The 19,128-nt window shown below is 64.3% G+C and carries 17 protein-coding genes; 8 read left to right on the top strand and 9 right to left on the bottom strand.

Features of this window, described 5'->3' with window-relative positions; all coding sequences use genetic code 11:
- Positions 1–28: 28 nt before the first annotated feature.
- The 3 genes from acs (at position 29) to AC10V3_RS12345 (ending at position 2,553) form a co-directional block, all read left to right on the top strand.
- On the top strand, positions 29–2,011 hold the full coding sequence (acs, locus tag AC10V3_RS12355; protein ID WP_349607183.1) for an acetate--CoA ligase: 1,983 nt from the start codon (positions 29–31) through the stop codon (positions 2,009–2,011).
- A gap of 94 nt (positions 2,012–2,105) precedes the next feature.
- The gene (locus AC10V3_RS12350; protein WP_349607184.1) at positions 2,106–2,240 is read left to right on the top strand and encodes a hypothetical protein; all 135 of its coding nucleotides are present in this window, start codon (positions 2,106–2,108) and stop codon (positions 2,238–2,240) included.
- Entirely contained in the window at positions 2,230–2,553 is a 324-nt protein-coding gene (locus AC10V3_RS12345) for a hypothetical protein (protein ID WP_022535550.1), read from the top strand. The genes AC10V3_RS12350 and AC10V3_RS12345 overlap by 11 nt, the downstream gene beginning before the upstream one ends.
- Positions 2,554–2,657: 104 nt before the next feature.
- On the opposite strand, the gene AC10V3_RS12340 is transcribed toward AC10V3_RS12345, so the two are convergent.
- Both AC10V3_RS12340 and AC10V3_RS12335 read right to left on the bottom strand, forming a co-directional pair.
- On the bottom strand, positions 2,658–3,857 hold the full coding sequence (locus AC10V3_RS12340; RefSeq protein WP_022535549.1) for an aminotransferase class V-fold PLP-dependent enzyme: 1,200 nt from the start codon (positions 3,855–3,857) through the stop codon (positions 2,658–2,660).
- A 25-nt stretch (positions 3,858–3,882) separates the two neighbouring features.
- Positions 3,883–4,767: a GNAT family N-acetyltransferase gene (locus AC10V3_RS12335; protein WP_454752586.1), complete on the bottom strand. Its 885-nt coding sequence runs from the start codon at positions 4,765–4,767 to the stop codon at positions 3,883–3,885.
- 369 nt (positions 4,768–5,136) lie between these two features.
- Here AC10V3_RS12335 and AC10V3_RS12330 point away from each other — a divergent pair, with 369 nt between their 5' ends.
- Positions 5,137–6,006 carry a cupin domain-containing protein gene (locus tag AC10V3_RS12330; protein ID WP_349607188.1) on the top strand — a complete coding sequence of 290 codons (870 nt, stop codon included), beginning with the start codon at positions 5,137–5,139 and terminating at the stop codon, positions 6,004–6,006.
- A gap of 141 nt (positions 6,007–6,147) precedes the next feature.
- On the opposite strand, the gene AC10V3_RS12325 is transcribed toward AC10V3_RS12330, so the two are convergent.
- Positions 6,148–7,083, bottom strand: a complete 936-nt coding sequence (locus AC10V3_RS12325; RefSeq protein ID WP_022535546.1) for a LysR family transcriptional regulator — start codon at positions 7,081–7,083, stop codon at positions 6,148–6,150.
- Positions 7,084–7,356: 273 nt separating this feature from the next.
- On the opposite strand from AC10V3_RS12325, the gene AC10V3_RS12320 reads away from it, so the two are divergent.
- The 3 genes from AC10V3_RS12320 (at position 7,357) to AC10V3_RS12310 (ending at position 9,936) form a co-directional block, all read left to right on the top strand.
- A complete protein-coding gene (locus AC10V3_RS12320; RefSeq protein WP_490923677.1) occupies positions 7,357–8,679 on the top strand; it encodes an NAD(P)/FAD-dependent oxidoreductase in 1,323 nt (440 codons plus the stop codon).
- A gap of 117 nt (positions 8,680–8,796) precedes the next feature.
- Positions 8,797–9,498, top strand: a complete 702-nt coding sequence (locus AC10V3_RS12315; RefSeq protein ID WP_022535544.1) for an HAD-IA family hydrolase — start codon at positions 8,797–8,799, stop codon at positions 9,496–9,498.
- Positions 9,499–9,585: 87 nt separating this feature from the next.
- A complete protein-coding gene (locus AC10V3_RS12310) occupies positions 9,586–9,936 on the top strand; it encodes a cupin domain-containing protein (RefSeq protein ID WP_022535543.1) in 351 nt (116 codons plus the stop codon).
- Positions 9,937–10,150: 214 nt separating this feature from the next.
- Here AC10V3_RS12310 and AC10V3_RS12305 read toward each other — a convergent pair whose 3' ends face one another.
- The 6 genes from AC10V3_RS12305 to AC10V3_RS12280 all read right to left on the bottom strand — a co-directional run bounded on the left by AC10V3_RS12305 (position 10,151) and on the right by AC10V3_RS12280 (position 17,186).
- Entirely contained in the window at positions 10,151–11,542 is a 1,392-nt protein-coding gene (locus tag AC10V3_RS12305) for an IS4 family transposase (protein ID WP_490922273.1), read from the bottom strand.
- A 163-nt stretch (positions 11,543–11,705) separates the two neighbouring features.
- A complete protein-coding gene (locus AC10V3_RS12300; RefSeq protein WP_490922271.1) occupies positions 11,706–12,896 on the bottom strand; it encodes an NAD(P)/FAD-dependent oxidoreductase in 1,191 nt (396 codons plus the stop codon).
- Positions 12,893–14,293 (bottom strand): FAD/NAD(P)-dependent oxidoreductase, encoded by a 1,401-nt coding sequence (locus tag AC10V3_RS12295; RefSeq protein WP_454752026.1) that lies wholly within the window; start codon positions 14,291–14,293, stop codon positions 12,893–12,895. The genes AC10V3_RS12300 and AC10V3_RS12295 overlap by 4 nt, the downstream gene beginning before the upstream one ends.
- A complete protein-coding gene (locus AC10V3_RS12290; protein ID WP_041681495.1) occupies positions 14,290–14,664 on the bottom strand; it encodes a (2Fe-2S)-binding protein in 375 nt (124 codons plus the stop codon). Before AC10V3_RS12290 ends, AC10V3_RS12295 begins: the two co-directional genes overlap by 4 nt.
- Positions 14,665–14,713: 49 nt before the next feature.
- Entirely contained in the window at positions 14,714–16,117 is a 1,404-nt protein-coding gene (locus AC10V3_RS12285) for an aspartate aminotransferase family protein (protein ID WP_022535537.1), read from the bottom strand.
- 181 nt (positions 16,118–16,298) lie between these two features.
- Positions 16,299–17,186 carry a GNAT family N-acetyltransferase gene (locus AC10V3_RS12280; protein WP_022535536.1) on the bottom strand — a complete coding sequence of 296 codons (888 nt, stop codon included), beginning with the start codon at positions 17,184–17,186 and terminating at the stop codon, positions 16,299–16,301.
- A 267-nt stretch (positions 17,187–17,453) separates the two neighbouring features.
- Here AC10V3_RS12280 and AC10V3_RS12275 point away from each other — a divergent pair, with 267 nt between their 5' ends.
- Positions 17,454–19,073: an ABC transporter substrate-binding protein gene (locus AC10V3_RS12275; protein ID WP_041681083.1), complete on the top strand. Its 1,620-nt coding sequence runs from the start codon at positions 17,454–17,456 to the stop codon at positions 19,071–19,073.
- Positions 19,074–19,128 lie beyond the last annotated feature (55 nt).

The following is a 19,128-nucleotide window of genomic DNA, read 5'->3' as shown; positions in this document are numbered from 1 at the left end:
ATTTTCTAAAACGCTCAGAGAAGTAGCCATGTCCGACATCGCCCCCCTGAAACGGGAACCCGAGCTGTTCAATCCGTCCGCGCTGTTTGTCAACAACGCGAACATTTCCGGCATGGATGGCTACCGGGCGATATGCGCCGCAGCCGAAGGAGATTACGAAGGCTTCTGGGCCCGGCAGGCGCATGACCTCATCAGCTGGCATAAGCCGTTCACCAGGACGCTGAATGAGGAGCGAGCCCCGTTCTACCGTTGGTTCGAGGACGGTGAGCTTAACGTTTCGTACAACTGCCTGGACCGGAATCTGGCGAACGGCAATGCCGGGAAGACAGCCATCATCTTTGAGGCCGACGACGGCCATGTCACGCGGATCACGTATGCGCAGCTTCACGCAAGGGTCTGTCAGTTTGCCAACGGCTTGCGGGCGCTTGGCATCGGGCAGGGTGATCGCGTAGTCATCTACATGCCGATGTCCATCGAAGGTATCGCCGCCATGCAGGCTTGCGCGCGCATCGGTGCGGTGCATTCCGTGGTCTTCGCCGGCTTCTCGGCCAGGTCCCTGCGCGAACGGATTGCGGATGCTGGCGCGGTGGCAGTGATCACGGCCGACGAGCAGGTGCGTGGCGGCAAGCATCTGCCGCTGAAATCCATCGTCGACGAAGCCCTGGACCTGGGCGGTTGCGACACTGTCAACAACGTTATCGTTTACAAGCGCACCGGCGCCAGCATCGATCTCGTCCCCGGACGTGACCTTTGGCTGGATTCGCTGATCGTCGATCAGCTCACCACCTGCGAGCCGGAATGGGTCGGAGCCGAGCATCCGCTGTTCGTCCTCTACACGTCAGGTTCTACCGGCAAGCCCAAAGGGGTGCAGCATGCATGCGGTGGCTATCTGCTGTGGGCGATGCTGACGATGAAGTGGACCTTCGACATTAAGCCCTCTGACGTATTCTGGTGCACGGCCGACATCGGCTGGATCACCGGCCACACCTATATCGCCTACGGCCCGCTTGCGGTGGGCGCGACCCAGGTCGTGTTCGAAGGTGTGCCGACCTACCCCAATGCCGATCGCTTCTGGGACATGGTCCGCAAGCATCGAACCACGATCTTCTATACCGCCCCGACGGCGATCCGCGCGCTGATCAAGGCTTGCGACAAGGACCCGGACCTGCATCCGAAGCACTACGATCTGTCCAGCCTGCGGCTGCTCGGCTCGGTGGGCGAGCCGATTAATCCGGAAGTGTGGATGTGGTACCACAAGAATGTTGGCAACGAGAAATGCCCGATCGTCGACACCTTCTGGCAAACCGAAACCGGCGGGCACATGATCAGCCCGTTGCCTGGCGTGACGCCGTTGCTGCCGGGCTCGTGCACGCTGCCGTTGCCGGGAATCATGGCCGCGGTGGTAGATGAAGCCGGCAACGAACTGCCGCATGGGCGAGGCGGCATCCTGGTCTTCAAGCGCCCGTGGCCGTCCATGATTCGTACGGTCTGGGGCGATCCGGAACGGTTCAAGTCAAGCTATTTCCCGCAGGAGCTGGGCGGCAAGCTTTATCTGGCAGGTGACGGCGCGGTGCGCAATGAAAAGACCGGCTACTTCAGCATTACAGGTCGCATCGACGACGTGCTCAACGTCTCCGGTCACCGTATGGGCACCATGGAGATCGAATCGGTGCTGGTCGCCAACCCGCACGTCGCGGAGGCCGCCGTGGTGGGCAAGCCGGACGATACCACCGGCGAAGCCATCTGCGCCTATGTCGTGCTGAAGGGCACTCGGCCTCAGGGCGATGAAGCGCAGCGGATCGCCAGGGAGTTGCGCGACTGGGTCGCCAGGGAGATCAGCCCCATCGCCAAGCCAAAGGAAATCCGCTTTGCCGACAACCTGCCCAAGACCCGCTCGGGCAAGGTGATGCGCCGGCTGCTGCGCGCCATCGCAAAGGGCGAACCGATTACGCAAGACCTGTCGACCCTTGAGGATGCTGGCATCCTGGAGCAACTCAGGCAAGCGCAGTAATCGTGCAATCCGACCGGCGCTCCGCACAGCGGGCGGGGCTGCCGGTCGCTGCACGTTTGTCAACAAGCGACTATATGAAGAGACTCAGGAACTGATGACGAACGTTTTCAAGTCCATGCGTATGCTCGAAACGATCAAGGACGGGCACTGGAGCCATCATCTGCAGGCAATTGCAATGCTGAAGGCCGCGAACATCAAGCCGGACATGGAGGGCCGCAATGTCGCCTAAGCAACGATGGACGGCAATGCGGCAGCGCTATCCATCGCTGGGTGTATTCGGGTACATCGACATGATGCTCAATTCGTCGATGCATCCCAGGACGCAGCATCGCGTGCTGGACTGCGTTGAAGAACAGCGCGTATGGGAGTGGCCGGGTTCGCCGGGGATCGGCATCACCCGTTTCGGACGCTTCGAGCATTCCTGCTGTGTGACGTTCGCACGCAGCGGCCAGCAGGCCATGTACTACGTGTGCCAGAACGGACGCTATCGCATGGAAGAGGCGCCGGCATTCGTATCAGAGTTCCATGCAGGCGATGAGTAAGCGCCTGCATCGTCGGTGCATGCTGTCGGCAAGACCGACAGCGCACTGGTCAACGCAGGGAACCGTGCCCGCAGCATCCAAGTCGACGGCGGAGCGCGGCATGCTCAGGCATGCCTGATGACCCGCCTGAGTGCATCCACGAAGAGATCGAGATCGCTTTTCAGCATATAAACATGTGGAGATACGCGAAGTCCGGCGACATGCCTGGCCTGGCGGAACTTGACGTGCACGCGGTGGGTCTGCCGGAGTTCCTGCTCGATCTTCCTGGCATCCAGACGATCCATGGAGAACAAACTTACCGCGCCAAGTTCGTCCGTATCGATCGGCGTGTATAGCCGGAATCCGGGGAGGTCGCGAACCTGGTTCACCCAATAGCGGGTCAGCTCGCGCAGCCGCGCGTGAATGTTCTCGGTGCCGATTTCCCGGTGGAAGTGGATCGCGGGCGCAATGCCCGCCTGTACCGCGGAGTTATAGGTGCCCAGATTCCAGTGGTCGAACTTGTTGATGCGCAGCGGCGGCGGATCGAACGGTGCCAGCAACGGCCAGGTGCTGTCGATCCGGCTTTCCCTGACGATCAACATGCCGTTGCCGACCGGTGCGCCAAGCCATTTATGCAGGCTTGTAACAAAGTAGTCGCAGTCGAGATCGCGGAAGCTGACCGGCATCTGGGCGAAAGTCTGGGCGCCGTCGATGATGGTGATGATGCCTTTGGATCGGGCCAGCTCGCAGAGCCGCTTCACCGGCAAGACGCGGCCGTTCCAGTGATACATGTGGGTGATCTGCATCACTCGCGTCTTCGGCGTGATGCCCGCTTCGTACGCCTTGAAGATATCCTGGTCGCTGGCCGTCAGGTCGAAGTCGACACACGCAACCTCGATGCCCTCCCTTTGCTGGCGCTGCTGCCATGCCGCGCACGCGCTCGGATAGTCCCACGCGGAAATCAGGACCTGGTCGCCGGCAGTGAGCGGTATGCCGAAAATGGCAGTGCTCAGACCCTCCGAAGTATTGCGGTTCAACGCGACTTCTTCCGGGCTGCAGTCCGCCAGTTGCGCGAGCTGCTGCTTGATGGCAGGGAGAGCGGCGTCGAGCTTGCTCCACATGTTGACATCCGGGTTATGGCTGATGAGGCGATAGGCATCAATCATGGCCTGTTCGACCACAAGCGGCGGGGGACTGACCGCGGCATTGTTGAGGTTCAGCAACGGCTGTTGCCTGGGATACGCGTCGCGAATGCGTTCCCAGAATGCTTCATCGGTGGGATGACTACTCGACATTGGGTATTCGCCTGCCTTTTCCCGATTCATAAGATGGCGGCTGTTTCGACGTGGCTCAGCAGAGCGCCTGGTTGATGATTGCGAACTGCTTGAGCGTGCTATCCGCCGGCGGTACGCCATTACGTGCCATCGCCACGACGGTATCCACCTGAACCAGTCCCGCCTGCGTGAGCCAGTCCTGCAGGCCGCTCGTTCCCGTGACATCCACGCGCACGAAAGACCCGGTGTAGGCGGCAGACCAGCAGGCAATCAAGGCTTTCGCGCGTTCACTGTCGGAGGCCACCACCGGCCCGATCGCATAGCCCCGCCCGAAGGGGCGCATGACCGAGAATCCGACCGCTTCGCCATTGCGCTCCAGCACCACGGTCTCGGCCATGGAGAGCAATGCCTTCAGCACTTCGCCCCGCGACATGCCGGTAGCGCGATTCCCCAGTTCGATGATCGTCTCGATATCGCCTGGTTCGAATGGACGCAGAGTTTCCCTTCCGTCAAGTGCAACCGGGTCGACGCCATTCATCGTGCCCTGATGCTGGTTGATGGTGCCGGTCGCGACGAAGCCGAGGCGCTCATACAGCGGCTGTCCGGCGGGGGTTGCATTGAGCAGCGTGCAGCGGTCGCCGAGCGCTTCCAGCACCAGGCGCATCAACTCACTGCCGATGCCCTTGCCTTGATGCGCCGGCGACACAATGATCATTCCAAGCGATGCCTGCTGTCCCTGCTTCCAGCAGAGCCCGGTGCCGATCACCACGCCAGCTTCCTTGGCGACAAAGCCGGTTCCATGGCGAAGGACAAATTGCCAGTCTTCGGCACGATGCGGCCAGCGCAAGGCTTGCGACAGCTCATGTGCCGCGGGCACGTCCTCTTCGCTCATCGCGCGGTAGGTAACTGGAGCAAGGATAGCGTGGCTTGGCATGGTGTCCTCCTTTTGAGTAAGCCGAATCAGCAACACGTCTGGCAGGGCTATGAACTGAAGCAATCTTGCCACAGTGTTCCCGCCTCTATACGGCGGAAATGCGATTCCACATGATCGTCTGACTGCCGCTTCGTCACGCAGAGCTTATGCCGTTGGGCCCGCGCCAGACCGCACAAATTGCTACGCCAGCGCACCTGCAATGGGCTTGCGAGATGCAGCCCGCTTTCCCACAGCAGGGGATTGACCGACGCCCATCATCAGCGACTTTTTCCGGATGCAGCAAATTCTGCTGATCGGCACGTTAAATGCCACTGTTTCTATGCCTGAACGCTGTCCAAACACGATACTTCAGAGGCTCGATAGTGCTGTAATTCTGTCCGGGGCGTAGGCGACGTCATGGCGAAGCTGAACCATGTCGGGCAACACCTACACCGATCGAACTTTTTCCTATTGAAGGCTTGCGCGGCTCATGTCTCACGCAGCGTAATCCTCATCGAATCGCGAGAACAAGTCATGTCGAGTTTGCAGCAGGGTGCCACCGTGCGCGCCACGCCGGCCACGTTTGTCAATTTGCGCGCGTTTGCGCAAGACCGTTCCCTCGGTGTACCCTTCACCGACGCTTCCGAGGAGAACGACTTCCTTTTCCGCCGTCGCATGCTGGACTTGCCGCCGGGACCGGTAACGGTGGGCGTTATCACACTGGACAGCGGGCGCGGGTCGGTAAAGGCACAGCCGGCAGATGAATTCATCATCGTCTGCGAGGGCAAGCTGACGCTGACCCATCCGGATCGCACGGCCGTGCTGGGTCCGGGCAACAGCGCTGTGCTGTTACATGACGCAGAGTTCGCCTGGTCTGCTGACTGTTCGGTGTCGATCATCTTCATGCGCTACAACTACAGCCGCCCTGGGGTATGCGCGCTGCTGCCGATCGCGGAAGAGCCGGCACTGGAACCGTCCGGCGCGCCTTCGGCCGAGTTGCTGCTCACGCCGACTCCAGCTTGTCGCAACTACACAGACTATCGCTCTCAGGACGGGCAGTTCGTCTGTGGCACCTGGGATTCCACTCCCTACCATCGTCGGGCGATGTTCTATCCCCACTACGAACTTATGTATCTGTTGGAAGGCAGCGTGACGTTTGAAGATGAAACCGGCCGTAGCGGGACATTTTCGCGCGGCGATATCTTCCTGGTCGAACAGAATGCGGAGTGCAGCTGGGATAGCCGTGAGCAGGTGACCAAGGTTTATGGAATTTTCCGGCCGGCCTAATTAGTATTGCGAGCCGTTGACGTTCACTGGTGGTCTCCGCTTCACTGTGAAGCCTTGCCCACAGGCGGTCATGCCTGTGGGCTTTTTATTTGATGGTGCCTCTGATGCGCTGCGCAATGGACTGCGCCACAAGGGGCATCATTAGCGTCCGACCAGCTTCAACAGGCCCAGGCCCGGATACATGCGGTCGATCTCCACCAGATCCTGGTAGGTCTCCTCGAGGATCCAGTCGCGCAGCCTGGTTACGGTAGGGCGAGGTGACGGGGTCGCTTGCTGCACCAGATAGCATTGTCGGTTCGCGACGTGGACCTGGTTGATGGCCGGTACCAGTGCCCCCTGTCTCATCCAGTGGGTAACTACGTTCAGCCAGCCCGGCGCAATGCCCTGGCCGAGCATCGCTGTCTGTACCACGATCGAATAGTCGGAAAAATTCAGGTTGTACAAGTCCCGGCTACGTTGGCCGAGCTCGGGGAACAGCGTCGGCCAGTCCCGGTTGCTGTCGGTCAGGTTGATGAGCACGTCGCTGTCGCGGCCGGTATCGTCCCGATAGGCCGGGCTGCATAGCGGCAGGATGATTTCCGGCATCAGCAGTACGCTGTTCGACGGTGCTTCACCGGGCGAGAAAAAGCGCAGCCCCAGGTCGACGTCATGCATCGGCCCGCCCACCTTGCCGGAGATCAGCTGGAACCGCAGGTCGACGCCAGGGAAGTCCCGCCGCAGCTTCTCCATGCGCGGCATGATCCAGTGCGTCGTAAAGGCCGTTGAAACGGAGAGTGTGATGGTCTCCATTCCCGTTGCGCGCGCTTCAATCTCGCTGATCGACGCCTGGATGACGTTGAAGCCTTCGGTGATGGCGCGATGTAGCAGGCGGCCATTCTCGGTCAGTTCGACACCGCCGCGTACCCGATCGAACAACTGCACGCCCATGCGGTCTTCCATGCGCGCCAGCATCCGGCTGACGGCAGGCTGGCTGACATAAAGCTCGGCGGCGGCCTTGGTCAGGCTGCCGCATCGCCCGGCGGCCTCGAAGACAAACAATGCGTTGGCGCTGGGAAGTTTTCGCCGGAAATCAGCCATAACCTCAGATTATGTTCGCCCCAACAATTAGGAAGTTGTCGTGCTGGCGGGGGCTCCCTACACTTTGTGCATCGTACAACGGATTATCGGAGCAATGCCGTGTCTGTGCGTCACATGGGGTTATCGGCGGTGGGTTTTTCCGGCGAGAAGAGAGGCGAGGCCGTCGTCAACACGCCTATTACATTGAGCACCAGCACGGTCCGGCAAGAACCGGCGCAAGCATCACCCGGCGCCGGCAAATGGGGAAACGTTCTCATCACCCGCAACGGCATCCTGTCAGACCGCACTCGGTCGAGCGCGCATTCCTCTGCTGACAGCTATTGGCACGATGGCATCGCGCCATTCCCGACCTCGGCGACTGAACTGCCCACCAAAGTCGACGTGGCAATCGTCGGCGCCGGATTCTGCGGCTTGTCCGCGGCGCTGGCGTTGGCCAGGCAAGGGGCGAATGTCGTGGTCCTGGAAGCGCAGGCGTCCATTGCAGCGGAAGCGTCCGGCCGCAACGGCGGCCATGTCAACAACGGCCTGGCCGTCGACTACGCCACGCTTGCCGCGCGCGTCGGCGCCGACCAGGCGCGCGAGTGGTACCACGCGTACGACGCCGGCGTGGATGCCGTGGAGGCGCTGATTCGGGACGAGGGCATCGACTGCGATTTCGTTCGCCATGGCAAGCTCAAGCTCGCCTCGCGGCCCGAGCACTATGACATGCTGGCGCGCAGCTGCGAACAACTGGTGAGTTCGGGTGTGGACCCGGATGTCGAGCTGCTGAGCGCAAGCCGCGTCAGGCAGGAAGTTGCCAGCGACCGCTACGCCGGCGGGCTGCTGTACCGCAAGAGCGGCCAGATGCACATGGGCCGCTTTGCCCACGGGCTGGCGCAGGCAGCTGCACGCCAGGGCGCGCAAATTCATCTGCGCACGGCCGTGGAGAAGATCGAGCGTATCGGGCAGGCGCAGGGACACCGCCTGTACACGACCCGCGGTACGGTGCAGGCCAATCAGGTGCTGTTGGCCACCGGCACGACGCAGCACGGCGGTTACCGCAGCTTCGGATGGATCCGCCGGCGCATCGTTCCCATCGGCAGCTTTGTCATGGCCACGGAGCCGCTGGGCCGCGCTCGCGCGCAGGCGCTGCTGTCGGAGCGGCGTACCTATGTCACGACCGCGAACCTGCACAACTATTTCCGCCTCACGCCCGACGACCGTCTGCTGTTCGGCGGCCGGGCGCGCTTTACCGCCTCGCTACCGCAGTCCGATAGCCGCAGCGGCGAAATCCTGCGCGCAACCATGCTGGAAGCCTTTCCGCAGCTTGCCGACGTGGCGATCACGCACTGCTGGGGCGGGCTGGTCGACATGACGCAAGACCGCCTGCCGCACGCCGGCGAGCGCGACGGCCTTTACTACGCGATGGGATTCAGCGGGCATGGCACGCAGATGGCCGTGCTGATGGGGCAGCGCATGGCCCGCGTGATGGCGGGGGATATCCTGGCCAACCCCTGGCGCACGCGCGACTGGCCGGCCATCCCGGGCCATCTGGGACCGCCGTGGTTCCTTCCCGCCGTCGGCCTGTACTTCAAGCTCAAGGACCTGGTGTCGTGAGCCCACTGTAACGGAAGTGGCGCAAGCAAGCTTTGTTTCGATGTCTGGCACCGCGGTCGCCTCCATACGCGACCAGTAGGCAGTTTTTTTTCTCTTCTTTACTAGCAGAGGTATTTCATGGCACTCAAAGACTTCAAGGTACTTACGTTCGACGTGGTTGGCACGCTGATTGACTTCGAGGGCGGGATGCTCGACTACTTCCGTCGCGCCGTGCCCGGCAGCGCCATCAGCGATGAGGATTTCCTGGCCGCCTATCGCCGTACCCGCGCCGCTGACAAGACGATGTGGTATCCCGATGACCTGGAACGTTGCTGGCACCTGATGGCGCAGAGCCTTGGCCTCCCCGACTCCGACGAACTCGCCTGTGGCCTGCGGGACTCCGTGGTCAACTGGAAGGCGTTCCCGGATTCGGTCGAGGCGCTGAAGCGTTTGCGCAAGCATTTCAAGCTGGTGGCGATGACCAACGCCCAGCGCTGGGCACTGACTCACTTCGAGAAGACGCTGGACTTCCCGTTTGACGACACCGTCACCTGTGACGATGCCCTGACGGAAAAGCCCGATCCGCAGTACTTCGCCTATGCGCGTGGCCGCTATGACGGCAAATGGGGTTACAAGCAGGCAGACAATCTTCATGTGGCGCAGAGCCAATACCACGACATCGGCATTGCGAAGAAGCTTGGGCTGAAGACCTGCTGGATCGAGCGCCGTCATGCGCAGAAGGGATTCGGCGGCACCATGGAAGTGCCGGAGCTGACCAAGCCGGACTACCACTTCCATTCGCTGGCACAACTGGCGGACGCTGTAGAGGACAACCAGTAAGGCAGTCCCATCCGGGGGGGCGGTGTCGCTGCGTCGCACCGCCTTGTTCGTTCCCTATCTTTTCCCTTCTCTCGCTCCCTGATCTACATGCCCATCACTATCATTCCGCAATCCGTGACTTGCAGCGACCTGACCGACGACGGTCCTGTCGGCAGGCCGTTAAGCCAACCACCATGCCGCACCAGCAGCTTCAAGGTTGACCTCGAGGGGGCCGGACAGAACCGGACCGGACTGTGGGAATGCACGGTCGGCTCCTACGAACGGCAAGTCGAGGAAGCCGAAGTCATGCACATCCTTGCCGGTGAGTGCCTGTTCACGCCGGCGGGTGGCACGCCGATCCGGATCAAGGCCGGCGACACGCTGTTCTTCCCGGCGAACACGACCGGCATCTGGGAAATTCTGGAACCCTTGCGCAAGGTCTATGTGATCCTGCAGTGATCGGAACGCGAGCGGGACGAAAGCCGCTCGTTGCACGCTCGCGCATCTGACAAAGTCGCGAGCTCACGCATACGCACCCCTCTCCCGCGTGCGGGAGAGGGGTGGGGTGAGGGCTGGAGCGTCAACGAAGTAACGCGCGCCGGTGTTGCCAGCGCCTGCCCTCTCCCCCGGCCCCTCTCCCGCAAGCTTGCCTTTACCCACAACTTCCGGCGGCTTACTCGTTTTTCTGGAAGATCCGATACATTTCGGTGATTTCGTGCAGGGCGAGGAAGCCGCGCCAGAGGACAGTAGCACCGGGGGGATCGTCGTTTTTGCGACCCAGGTAGCCACCGAGCTTGGCGATCCAAAGGACCGCTTCGCTGAGTTTGGGTGCCTGCTCCGGTGGCTTGGTTGTGCCGTGCGTGCGGCAGTACAAGGCCTGCCATTCGAGCGATTGCAGTAGCACCGAGCAAGGGATATCGGCTTCGAGCCGGCCCAGCATGGTCGCGTACATAATGCGCCAGCCGATCACGGCGAACAGCGCCGTGGCCCGCAGGAACCGCTCCAGCGTCCCGAACTGCCGGGCCTCGATCTGGCAGCCACTTTTCAGGACACGATGCCAGGATTCAATGGTCCAGCGACGGGCGTACCAGCTCAGCCGTTCGAGCACATCTTCCAGCGTTTGGGTGGGCATCGAACTGAGCAACATCCATTCGAGCGGCTCAACGCCTTCGGGCGGCTCGATTTCCAGCGCGTGAATGGCAAACACTTCGAGACTCGGTAGCCCCTCTGCACCGCGGCTGCGCGGCGCTCGCAGTTGGACCGGCACACAGCGCAAAGCCAGTCGGGCACTACGTGCCTGCCTGGCGCCGGACCTGGGCACGTGCAGTACGGTCTCCCCAAGTACAGGAGCCGCGGCAACCGTCTCCCACAGATACTTCTCTGGGTGGTCCACGCCCCGATTCCAGGCGGCCCGCACCAACCAGTCCACCCCCGCTGGGCGCGGCGCCAGAAACACGTCATACACATCGCCCTCGCGATCGCTGACGGCAACAAGGTGCGTGTCCGGACACTGCATCTTGAGCGGCTCAAGGCATTCCAGCCCCTCCAGCCACTTCACGCTTTCCTTCTCGCGAATGGACAGCGCCCGGCGCTGCCTGGCCTTGCCCGATGCTTGCGGCGCACGCACCCACGTCTTCATGCTCAACACGCCCAGTGGCAGGCCCTCAGGCGTCACCGCCAGCACGCTGTGCAACATGAATCCGTGCAAATTGCCGCCCGTGCCGTGACCAAGTCCCTCAGTCGCGGGCAAATTTGCCAGATTGAATTCCGTGGTGTCCTGCACCGTCAGGACGACAGGCACCTGCTGCATGCGACCCACGGTTTGAGCGACGTGGCTCGCCAGTATTCCGTCCGGGTCAACCGCCTCATTATCAAAGAAGCGATATGCCGCCTTGAGTTGGGCACCACTCAAGGCCTGCGGGAACGAAACATGGGCCTTTTGCGCCAGTCCGCGCGCCAATGCCACAAGGCGCTGCGTGCGACGTGCATCGCCCAACTGAGCGCCACCGAATTCGTCGCTGGCCCAATCTTCCAGATCTTCCGTATCAGGCAAAATTGCCACCACTGATTGTCAACTTCACCCGAAGTTAACACCGTCCAATCCGGTTTACAACCTTTCCTATCGAGATGTGGGTAAAGGCAAGCGCAAGCGGGAGAGGGGAGCAAACAAGCGTGCACCGCACGCTCGCGCATCGCACACCCGCGTCATCGGATCAAAGCCACGCGGATCAGTTCGTTTCCAGCAGCACCTGCGCACGCGCAAAGCGCCAGATGGCATAAGGCTCCAGGGGAATCGAGGTACTCCCCGTGGCGATCAGCTCCGCCATGGTTTCGCCGACGCCGGGGCTGATCGCAAAGCCTTCACCATTGAAGCCGAAGGCGTAGTACAGGCCGGGCACCGTGGCGCTGGGGCCCATCACGGGCTGCCAGTCGGCGGTATAGCCTTCGATGCCGCTCCACACGCGAATCAGCTGCACATGCTCGAAGGCCGGCACGAAGTGGCGCAGTTCGCGCAGCTGGCGCAGCACGTTGTCGGGCTTCACGTAGGCGCGAATGCGGTCGATGTAGGCCGGCCCCTTGAGGCCGCCGCCGAAGACGATGTTGCCGCGTGCGATCTGGCGGAAGTACAGGCTCTCATGCTCGATCGGCGTCGAAACGCCGATGGAAGGGCCGATGGCATAGGGCAGCGGCTCGGTCACGCCCATCTGCGGGCCGCGCGCGTCCATCGGCACGGCCTCGCCGAACTGCTCGGCCAGGTGGTTGGACCAGGCGCCGCAGGCCACCAGCATCTGCGGAGCACGAAAGCGCCGGCCATCGGCGGTGTAGGCAACAAAGCCATTGGCGTCGTGCTCGACCTGCATCACCTCGGCGTGCTCGACGATCTGTGCGCCGGCGCGACGCGCGGCGCGTGCGAAGGCCGGGCCGGCCAGGCGCGGGTTGGCATGGCCGTCCTGCGGTGAATACGAACCCGCCACCACGCCGGGCGCAAAGATGCCCCAGCGCCGGCGCAACTGCTCGGCGCTGAAGAGCTCCAGCTCCAGTCCGAGCGGCTTCACGTCGCGCGCGTGCTGCTCGAGCACCGCGGCCTGCTGTTCGGTGTAGCACACGCGCAGGTGGCCGTATGGGACGAACTCGAGGTCTTCACCCAGCAGTTCCTTCACGCGCCCCCAGACGGCACGCGCGCGATTGGCCAGCGGCATCTGGTGCAGCGCGCGTCCCTGGCGGCGCACATTGCCGAAGTTGGTGCCGCTGGCCTGGCGCCCGACCAGCTCGCGTTCCAGCAGCACCACCGAGAGGCCCTGCTGGCGCAGGAAGAAGGCGGTGGTGGTGCCCATCAGGCCGCCACCGAGCACCAGCACATCGGCGTCGTGCGTCCTGGTTGCCGTGCTCGCTGTCGTGCTAGTTTTGGTGCCACTCATGGCTGCACCTCACGTGTATTCATCATCAGTGGCTTGACCGGTGCCTGCGAGCGCAGGCGACCGACTTGTTCGACCGGGATGGCGCAGGCCTGCGCCACGATCTCGGCCGCGGCATGGCCGCAGAAGCGGCCCTGGCAGCGGCCCATGCCAACGCGGCTGAAGGCCTTGGCCCGGTTGACCTCCTGGCTGTCCAGTTCGGTCACGCAGCGGCGCAGCTCGCCCACCGTCACGGCTTCGCAGCGGCATACCACCGCGGCATCGGGCAGGGCGGCGGCCTGCGCGTGCGGCCACGGGAAGGCGCGCGCCAGCCCCTGGCGGAAGCGGTCCATCTGGTCGAGGGTGCGGCGCAGCGCAGCCGATTCCGCGGCATATTGTGCGCGGCCCCGCTCATGCCCGAGGTCGGCCAGCGCCGCCAGGGCCGCGAGCCGGCCCGCGGCCTCGGCCCCATCGGCACCGAGGATGCGCGCGCCGTCGCCGGCCAGGTACACGCCGCGCGTGCTGCTGCGGCCGTCCGTGTCGATGCGCGGCAGCCACTGGCGGCTCACGGGTTCGAAGGCGAACTCGCAGCGCGCGAGGTCGGCCAGTTGCGTCTCGGCGCGCAGGTGCCAGCCCAGGCCCACGGCGTCGCATTCGAAGCGCTGCTCGCGCCCGCGCGCATCGCGCACGGTCACGGCCTGCACGCCAAGGCGGTCATCGCCGTCGATCGCCAGCGGGGTCACGCCCTGCAGCACCGGTATGCCGGCATGCTTGAGGCCGCGGATCAGTCCGAGCCCGCGCAGCGCCAGCCGGGGGCGCGCCAGCAGGCCGGCAATGGCGCCCCAGGATTTATTAGCGGGGGCGGTGTCGAGTACCGCCGCCACGCGCGCGCCGGCCTGCACGTACTGCGAGGCCACCAGGTAGAGCAGCGGCCCGCTGCCGAGGAAGACGACTTGCGTACCGATGGCGCAGGCCTGTGCCTTCAGCGCGATCTGCGAGGCGCCCAGGCTGTAGCAGCCGGCGCGGTGCCAGCCAGGCACCGGCATGAGCCGGTCGGTGGCACCGGAGCACACCAGCAGTGCGTCGAAGGGCAGCGTCTGCGGCTCGTCCTCGCGCACGACGTGCAGCTCGCCCTCGGTCAGGTTCCACGCCAGCGTGTTAGGGCGGTAGTCGATCTGCGCGCGCAGTGCGTCGAAGTCGCGGTGCAGCGCCTGGGCCTTGTCGGCCTCGCTGCCATAGAGCTTGGCGTAGGAGCGTTTGAAGCCTTCGGGCTGGCGGCGGTAGATCTGGCCGCCGTCGCGCCGGCCTTCGTCGATCACGGTAGGGCGCAGCCCGGCCTGCACCAGTGCCTGGGCCGCGCGTACGCCGGCGGGGCCGGTGCCGACCACGACGATGCGGGGCGATACTGATGGCGCGTTCATGCGGCGGCTCCCGGCGCGTGGCGCGCGAGCGATTCCTGCAGGTCTGGCGTCGCGGGCCAGTGGTGCGCGGGCGGTCGGGTCAGCACTTCCATGCCGGCCTCGGCAGGCGTGGAACAGGCGCGCAGGCGCTCGCCGGCGGGCGTCCATACCCAGCAGTCCTGGCAGGCGCCCATCAGGCAGAAGCCCGCGCGCGGGCCGTCGCCGAATTCGCTGTCGCGCACGCGCCGGCCATGCAGCAGCAGGGCGACCAGAAGGGTGTCACCCGCCAGTGCAGTGGCAGTTTGGCCATCGATGCGCAGGGTGATGGCGGGACGGTCGGATTCTGCCAGCCGCATGAATCGCGCAGGCAGTGGGGGAGCGTTGTCGGGCATGGGCGGCGGCTCGGCGTTGGTTTGGAACAATGGTCTGACTGCTGCTATCTCAGCTCGCAAGCGCGGCACGCACCTCGGGGAAGGCGAGCACGTCGTCGAGCGTCTGCTTCACGCGCGCGAACATCAGCTCGAATTCGTGTTCCGTGTACGTCAGCGCCGGGGCAAAGCCGAGGATATTGTCGCCAAAGGCGCGGAACACGATGCCGTTGCGGTAGGCGGTCGCGGCAATGCGATCGGACAGGCCCAGCGATGCGTCGAAGCCGCGCTTGCTGGCCTTGTCGCTGACCAGTTCCAGCGCGCCCAGCAGCCCGCGATGGCGCGAGTCGCCCACCAGCGGATGACTGCGCAGCGCATCCAGTCCGGCTGCGAAGGTTGCCGCGCCACGCTGCCCATTGGCCAGGATGCCCCCTTCCTCATACAGCCGCAGGACTTCCAGCGCCACTGCCGCACTGACCGGGTGGGCCGAATACGTGGCGCCGTGGCCGATGGGCGCTGCGCCGGGTGCGCCATCGGCAATGCCGGCATAGACCTGGTCGGAGATCAGCGTCGCGCCCATCGGGACGTAGCCGGCGGTGAGGCCCTTGGCCAGCGTCATGATGTCCGGCGCGACGTCTTCGGCATCACAGGCAAACATGGGGCCGGTGCGGCCGAAGCCCGTGATGACCTCGTCGACGACGAACAGGATGTCCAGCTCGCGCGCCGCGTCGCGCATGGCCCTGAGCCAGCCCTTGGGCGGCACGATCACGCCGCCGGAGCCCTGGATCGGTTCGCAGAAGAACGCGGCCACATTGTCCGCGCCCAGCTCGGCGACTTTCGCGCGCAGTGCCGCCACCGAGGCGGCGATGATGCCTTGCGCATCGGTGGGATCGGCGGCGCGGTAGGGATTGGGCGAGGGGATGTAGTGCTGCGTCGGCAGCGGCAGGTCAAAGCCGCGGTGGAACGCAGGCAGGGCGGTGAGGCCGGCGCCCGTCGACGAGGAGCCGTGGTAGCCGCGCTCCAGCGAGATGAAGTGCTTCTTCGACGGGCGCGCGGTGGCGTTGAAGTACTGCGTGATGAAACGCACCGCCGTATCGACCGCCTCGGAGCCGCCGAGAGTGAGATATACGTGGTTCAGCGAGCGGGGCGTGATCTGCACCAGCTTGTCGGCGAGGCGGATCGCCGGCTCGCTGCTGAAATGGAAGTAGCCGGTAGCGTAGGGCAGGCGGCGCATTTGCTCGGCGGCGGCCTGCACCACGCTTTCCTGGCCGTAGCCCACGTTGACGCACCACAGCCCGGCGAAGGCATCGAGCACTTCGTGGCCGTTGGCGTCGGTCAGCCACGCGCCGCGGCCCGACGACAGCACCGTGGGGCCGCGCTGCTCGTGCACGCGCCACGGCGACACAGGGTGGATAAGGTGTGCGCGATCGGCGGCTTCAAGCGCGGCGAGCTGGGGCAGGTCGGTGAGTTGGGTCATGGCAGGGTCCGTTCGCGTCCATTCGTGTGCGCAGCACAACAGGCTGGCCTATGCCTCAAGATTACGGCAGGCTGAACATGGCGGGATGCTGCATTGAGGGGACTGAACGAAGCACGCTGCTGTTATGCGGGCCGTGGCAGCAGATTGTTTGGCAGTGCGCTTTCCGCAGCCTGGCGCGTCTTCAGCCCATGGCCTGGGTCACGAGCGCGAACAGCGCCGCCGCCCCCGGTGACGTGGCCGGCGCCGCACCGCGCACCATGGTCGCGGGCGCGTCCACACGCGGCAGGCCAATGCTCTCCAGCCATTCGCCCAGCCCGCTGGCGCAGTCGATGTCGATGCGCGTGAAGTTGCCCGCATTCAGGCCGGCCAGGTACGCGACCAGCGCCCTGGCGCCATTGTCCCCGGGCGCTACCACGGGGCCGATGGCATGGCCGCGCCCGAAGCGGCGCAGCATGGCGAAGCCGCGCGGCTCGCCCTCGAAGTCCAGCACCACGCAGGCCTCGGCGCTGGCCTGCAGGTCGTCGACCAACGCCTCGCGCGGCATACCGCGCGCCTGCGCGTCGAGCCGGTGCAGTGCGGCGGCCTCGTTGTGACCCGCGGGGCGCAGACGCCAGCCGTCAGGCAGGGCGATCAAAGGGGCAGGCTGGGCCGTGCCCTGGTGCTGGCAGACCGCGCCGGTGCACGCAAAGCCCAGGCGCTCGTACAGGCCGCGGCCATCGGCCGTGGCGTGCAGCAGCACGGTGCAGTCGTCCAGGCCTTCAAGCAGCGCGCGCATCAGCCGGTAGCCGATGCGCCGGCCCTGGCACGCCGGCGTGACGATCACCATGCCGATGGTGGCGTGGTGCTTGCCCCAGCGCCAGCGCAGGGCAGTGGCGACGAGTTGGCCATCGAGTTCGGCTACGATGCCCTCGGCGTGCGCGAACATCTGCTCCCAGTCGGTCAGGCGATGGGGCCAGCGCTGTTCCTGCGACAGGGCGTGGGCCCGCGTCAGGTCGTCGGCAGTCATCGGGCGCAGCACCACGCCGTCGTCGGCAATGGTGTCCTGGGCATGTGGTAGCGGGGCAAACATGGGCGTTGTCCTCGGGAAGAAAGGTTGGCACCGACATTTATCTTGAACGACATCGGGCGGTCGAGCCAGAACGAGTTGGGGTTTATCCGTAACTTGCAAGATTCGTCTGCCGGAGGTGCCGGTTTTGCAATTCAATGCGGTAGCGCAGGCTGTAACAGGGACAAATGCTGAGCCTTCTTGACTAGCATGAATGACCTGCAGTCATTAGCGGTGCGTCATGACAAGTCCGCGCCTGCCGGCCTTTCCAGACCAACCAGGAGCACTACGATGAGCGAAAGCCGTAAAGAGTTCGAGAACCTTGTCGGCCCCGGCGAAAGCCTTCGTGTGATGGATTTGCTCAAGCGCGGCGCGACGCGGCGTGACGTCCTCGCGATGCTGCTGGCGGGAGGCATGCAGGCCACGCTGGCCGGCAGCCTGGCCGGCGTGGCCGTCAAGGCCCATGCGCAGACGCCGAAGCGGGGCGGCCGCATCCGCGTGGCAGCCGCCACGGCGGCCGCCTCAGATACGCTGGACCCGTCCAAACAGTCGAACCAGAACGACTACGTGCGCTGCAACATGGTCTACAACGGCCTGACCTCGCTCGATGGCAGCCTGACGCCGCGGCCGGCGCTGGCCGAGTCGTTCAACACGACCGATGCCAAGACCTGGGTCTTCACGCTGCGCAAGGGCGTGGCCTTCCACGACGGCAAGGCATTGTCCCCGGCCGACGTGGTGTACTCGATCATGCGCCACAAGGACCCCGCCACCGCTTCCAAGGCCAAGGTGCTGGCCGAGCAGATCGAGAGCGTGAAAGCCACCGGCCCGAACGAGGTCACGGTGGTGCTCACCAGCCCCAATGCCGACCTGCCAGTGATCCTGGGCACCTTCCACTTCCTCATCGTCAAGGACGGCACCACCGACTTCAACGCGGGCATCGGTACCGGGCCTTACAAGATCAAGGAGTTCAGGCCGGGCGTGCGCACGGTGGTAGTGCGCAACGATGCGTACTGGAGGCAGGGAAGGCCCTACCTCGACGAGATCGAGTTCGTCGGTATCGGCGATGAGAGCGCGCGCATCAACGCGCTGCTCTCCGGCGGCATGGACCTGGTGGGCTCTGTCAACCCGCGCTCCGTGGCCCGCGTCAAGGGTACGCCGGGCTTCGGCACCCTCGTCACGCAATCGGGGCAGTACACGGACCTGATCATGCGCAAGGACGCGGGTCCAGGCATGAACCCCGACTTTGTGATGGGGATGAAGTACCTGCAGGACCGCGCGCAGATGAAGAAGGCCATCGCGCTCGACTACGCGGTGCTCGGCAACGATCAGCCGATCGACCCCACCAACCGCTTCTTTTTCAAGGGCCTGCCGCAGCGCGCCTTCGACCTTGACAAGGCTAAGTACCATTTGCGCAAGTCCGGCGTGACGGGCAAGGTGCCGATGGTGACCTCGCCCGCCGCCCTGTATTCGGTCGAGATGGCGACGGTGCTGCAGCAGACTGCGCAGCGCGTGGGCCTGGACCTCGACATCAAGCGCATGCCTGCCGACGGCTACTGGTCGAACCACTGGCTCAACAGCCCCGTGGGCTTCGGCAATGTCAACCCGCGCCCCAGCGCCGACACCATCCTCACGCAGTTCTTCAAGTCCGATGCGCCGTGGAACGAATCGCGCTGGAAGAACCCCAAGTTCGACCAGCTGCTGCTGGCGGCGCGGGCCGAAACCGACACCGCCAAACGCAGCCAGATGTATGCCGACATGCAGACCATGATCCACGAGGACGCCGGCATCGGCATCCCGCTGTTCCTGGCCAGCATCGACGGACATTCATCGAAGCTAAAGGGCTTGTCACCGATCCCGCTGGGTGGGCTGATGGGCTATTCGTTTGCGGAGCATGTCTGGCTTGATGCCTGACGGGGCGGGCGGGCCTTGTTGCGCAAGGTTTCCGCCTGCGCCCCTGCGCGGTTGG

It is taken from the genome of Cupriavidus sp. PB-02, from assembly GCF_058252315.1.
This window is presented reverse-complemented; position numbering and strand designations above follow the sequence as displayed.

Bases quoted from the DNA above. Each gene is read 5' to 3' on its own strand.
- acs (WP_349607183.1), top strand. From the start codon at position 29: ATGTCCGACATCGCCCCCCTGAAACGGGAACCCGAGCTGTTCAATCCG.
- AC10V3_RS12350 (WP_349607184.1), top strand. From the start codon at position 2,106: ATGACGAACGTTTTCAAGTCCATGCGTATGCTCGAAACGATCAAGGAC.
- AC10V3_RS12345 (WP_022535550.1), top strand. From the start codon at position 2,230: ATGTCGCCTAAGCAACGATGGACGGCAATGCGGCAGCGCTATCCATCG.
- AC10V3_RS12340 (WP_022535549.1), bottom strand. From the start codon at position 3,857: ATGAATCGGGAAAAGGCAGGCGAATACCCAATGTCGAGTAGTCATCCC.
- AC10V3_RS12330 (WP_349607188.1), top strand. From the start codon at position 5,137: ATGGCGAAGCTGAACCATGTCGGGCAACACCTACACCGATCGAACTTT.
- AC10V3_RS12325 (WP_022535546.1), bottom strand. From the start codon at position 7,083: ATGGCTGATTTCCGGCGAAAACTTCCCAGCGCCAACGCATTGTTTGTC.
- AC10V3_RS12315 (WP_022535544.1), top strand. From the start codon at position 8,797: ATGGCACTCAAAGACTTCAAGGTACTTACGTTCGACGTGGTTGGCACG.
- AC10V3_RS12310 (WP_022535543.1), top strand. From the start codon at position 9,586: ATGCCCATCACTATCATTCCGCAATCCGTGACTTGCAGCGACCTGACC.
- AC10V3_RS12300 (WP_490922271.1), bottom strand. From the start codon at position 12,896: ATGAGTGGCACCAAAACTAGCACGACAGCGAGCACGGCAACCAGGACG.
- AC10V3_RS12295 (WP_454752026.1), bottom strand. From the start codon at position 14,293: ATGAACGCGCCATCAGTATCGCCCCGCATCGTCGTGGTCGGCACCGGC.
- AC10V3_RS12290 (WP_041681495.1), bottom strand. From the start codon at position 14,664: ATGCCCGACAACGCTCCCCCACTGCCTGCGCGATTCATGCGGCTGGCA.
- AC10V3_RS12285 (WP_022535537.1), bottom strand. From the start codon at position 16,117: ATGACCCAACTCACCGACCTGCCCCAGCTCGCCGCGCTTGAAGCCGCC.
- AC10V3_RS12280 (WP_022535536.1), bottom strand. From the start codon at position 17,186: ATGTTTGCCCCGCTACCACATGCCCAGGACACCATTGCCGACGACGGC.
- AC10V3_RS12275 (WP_041681083.1), top strand. From the start codon at position 17,454: ATGAGCGAAAGCCGTAAAGAGTTCGAGAACCTTGTCGGCCCCGGCGAA.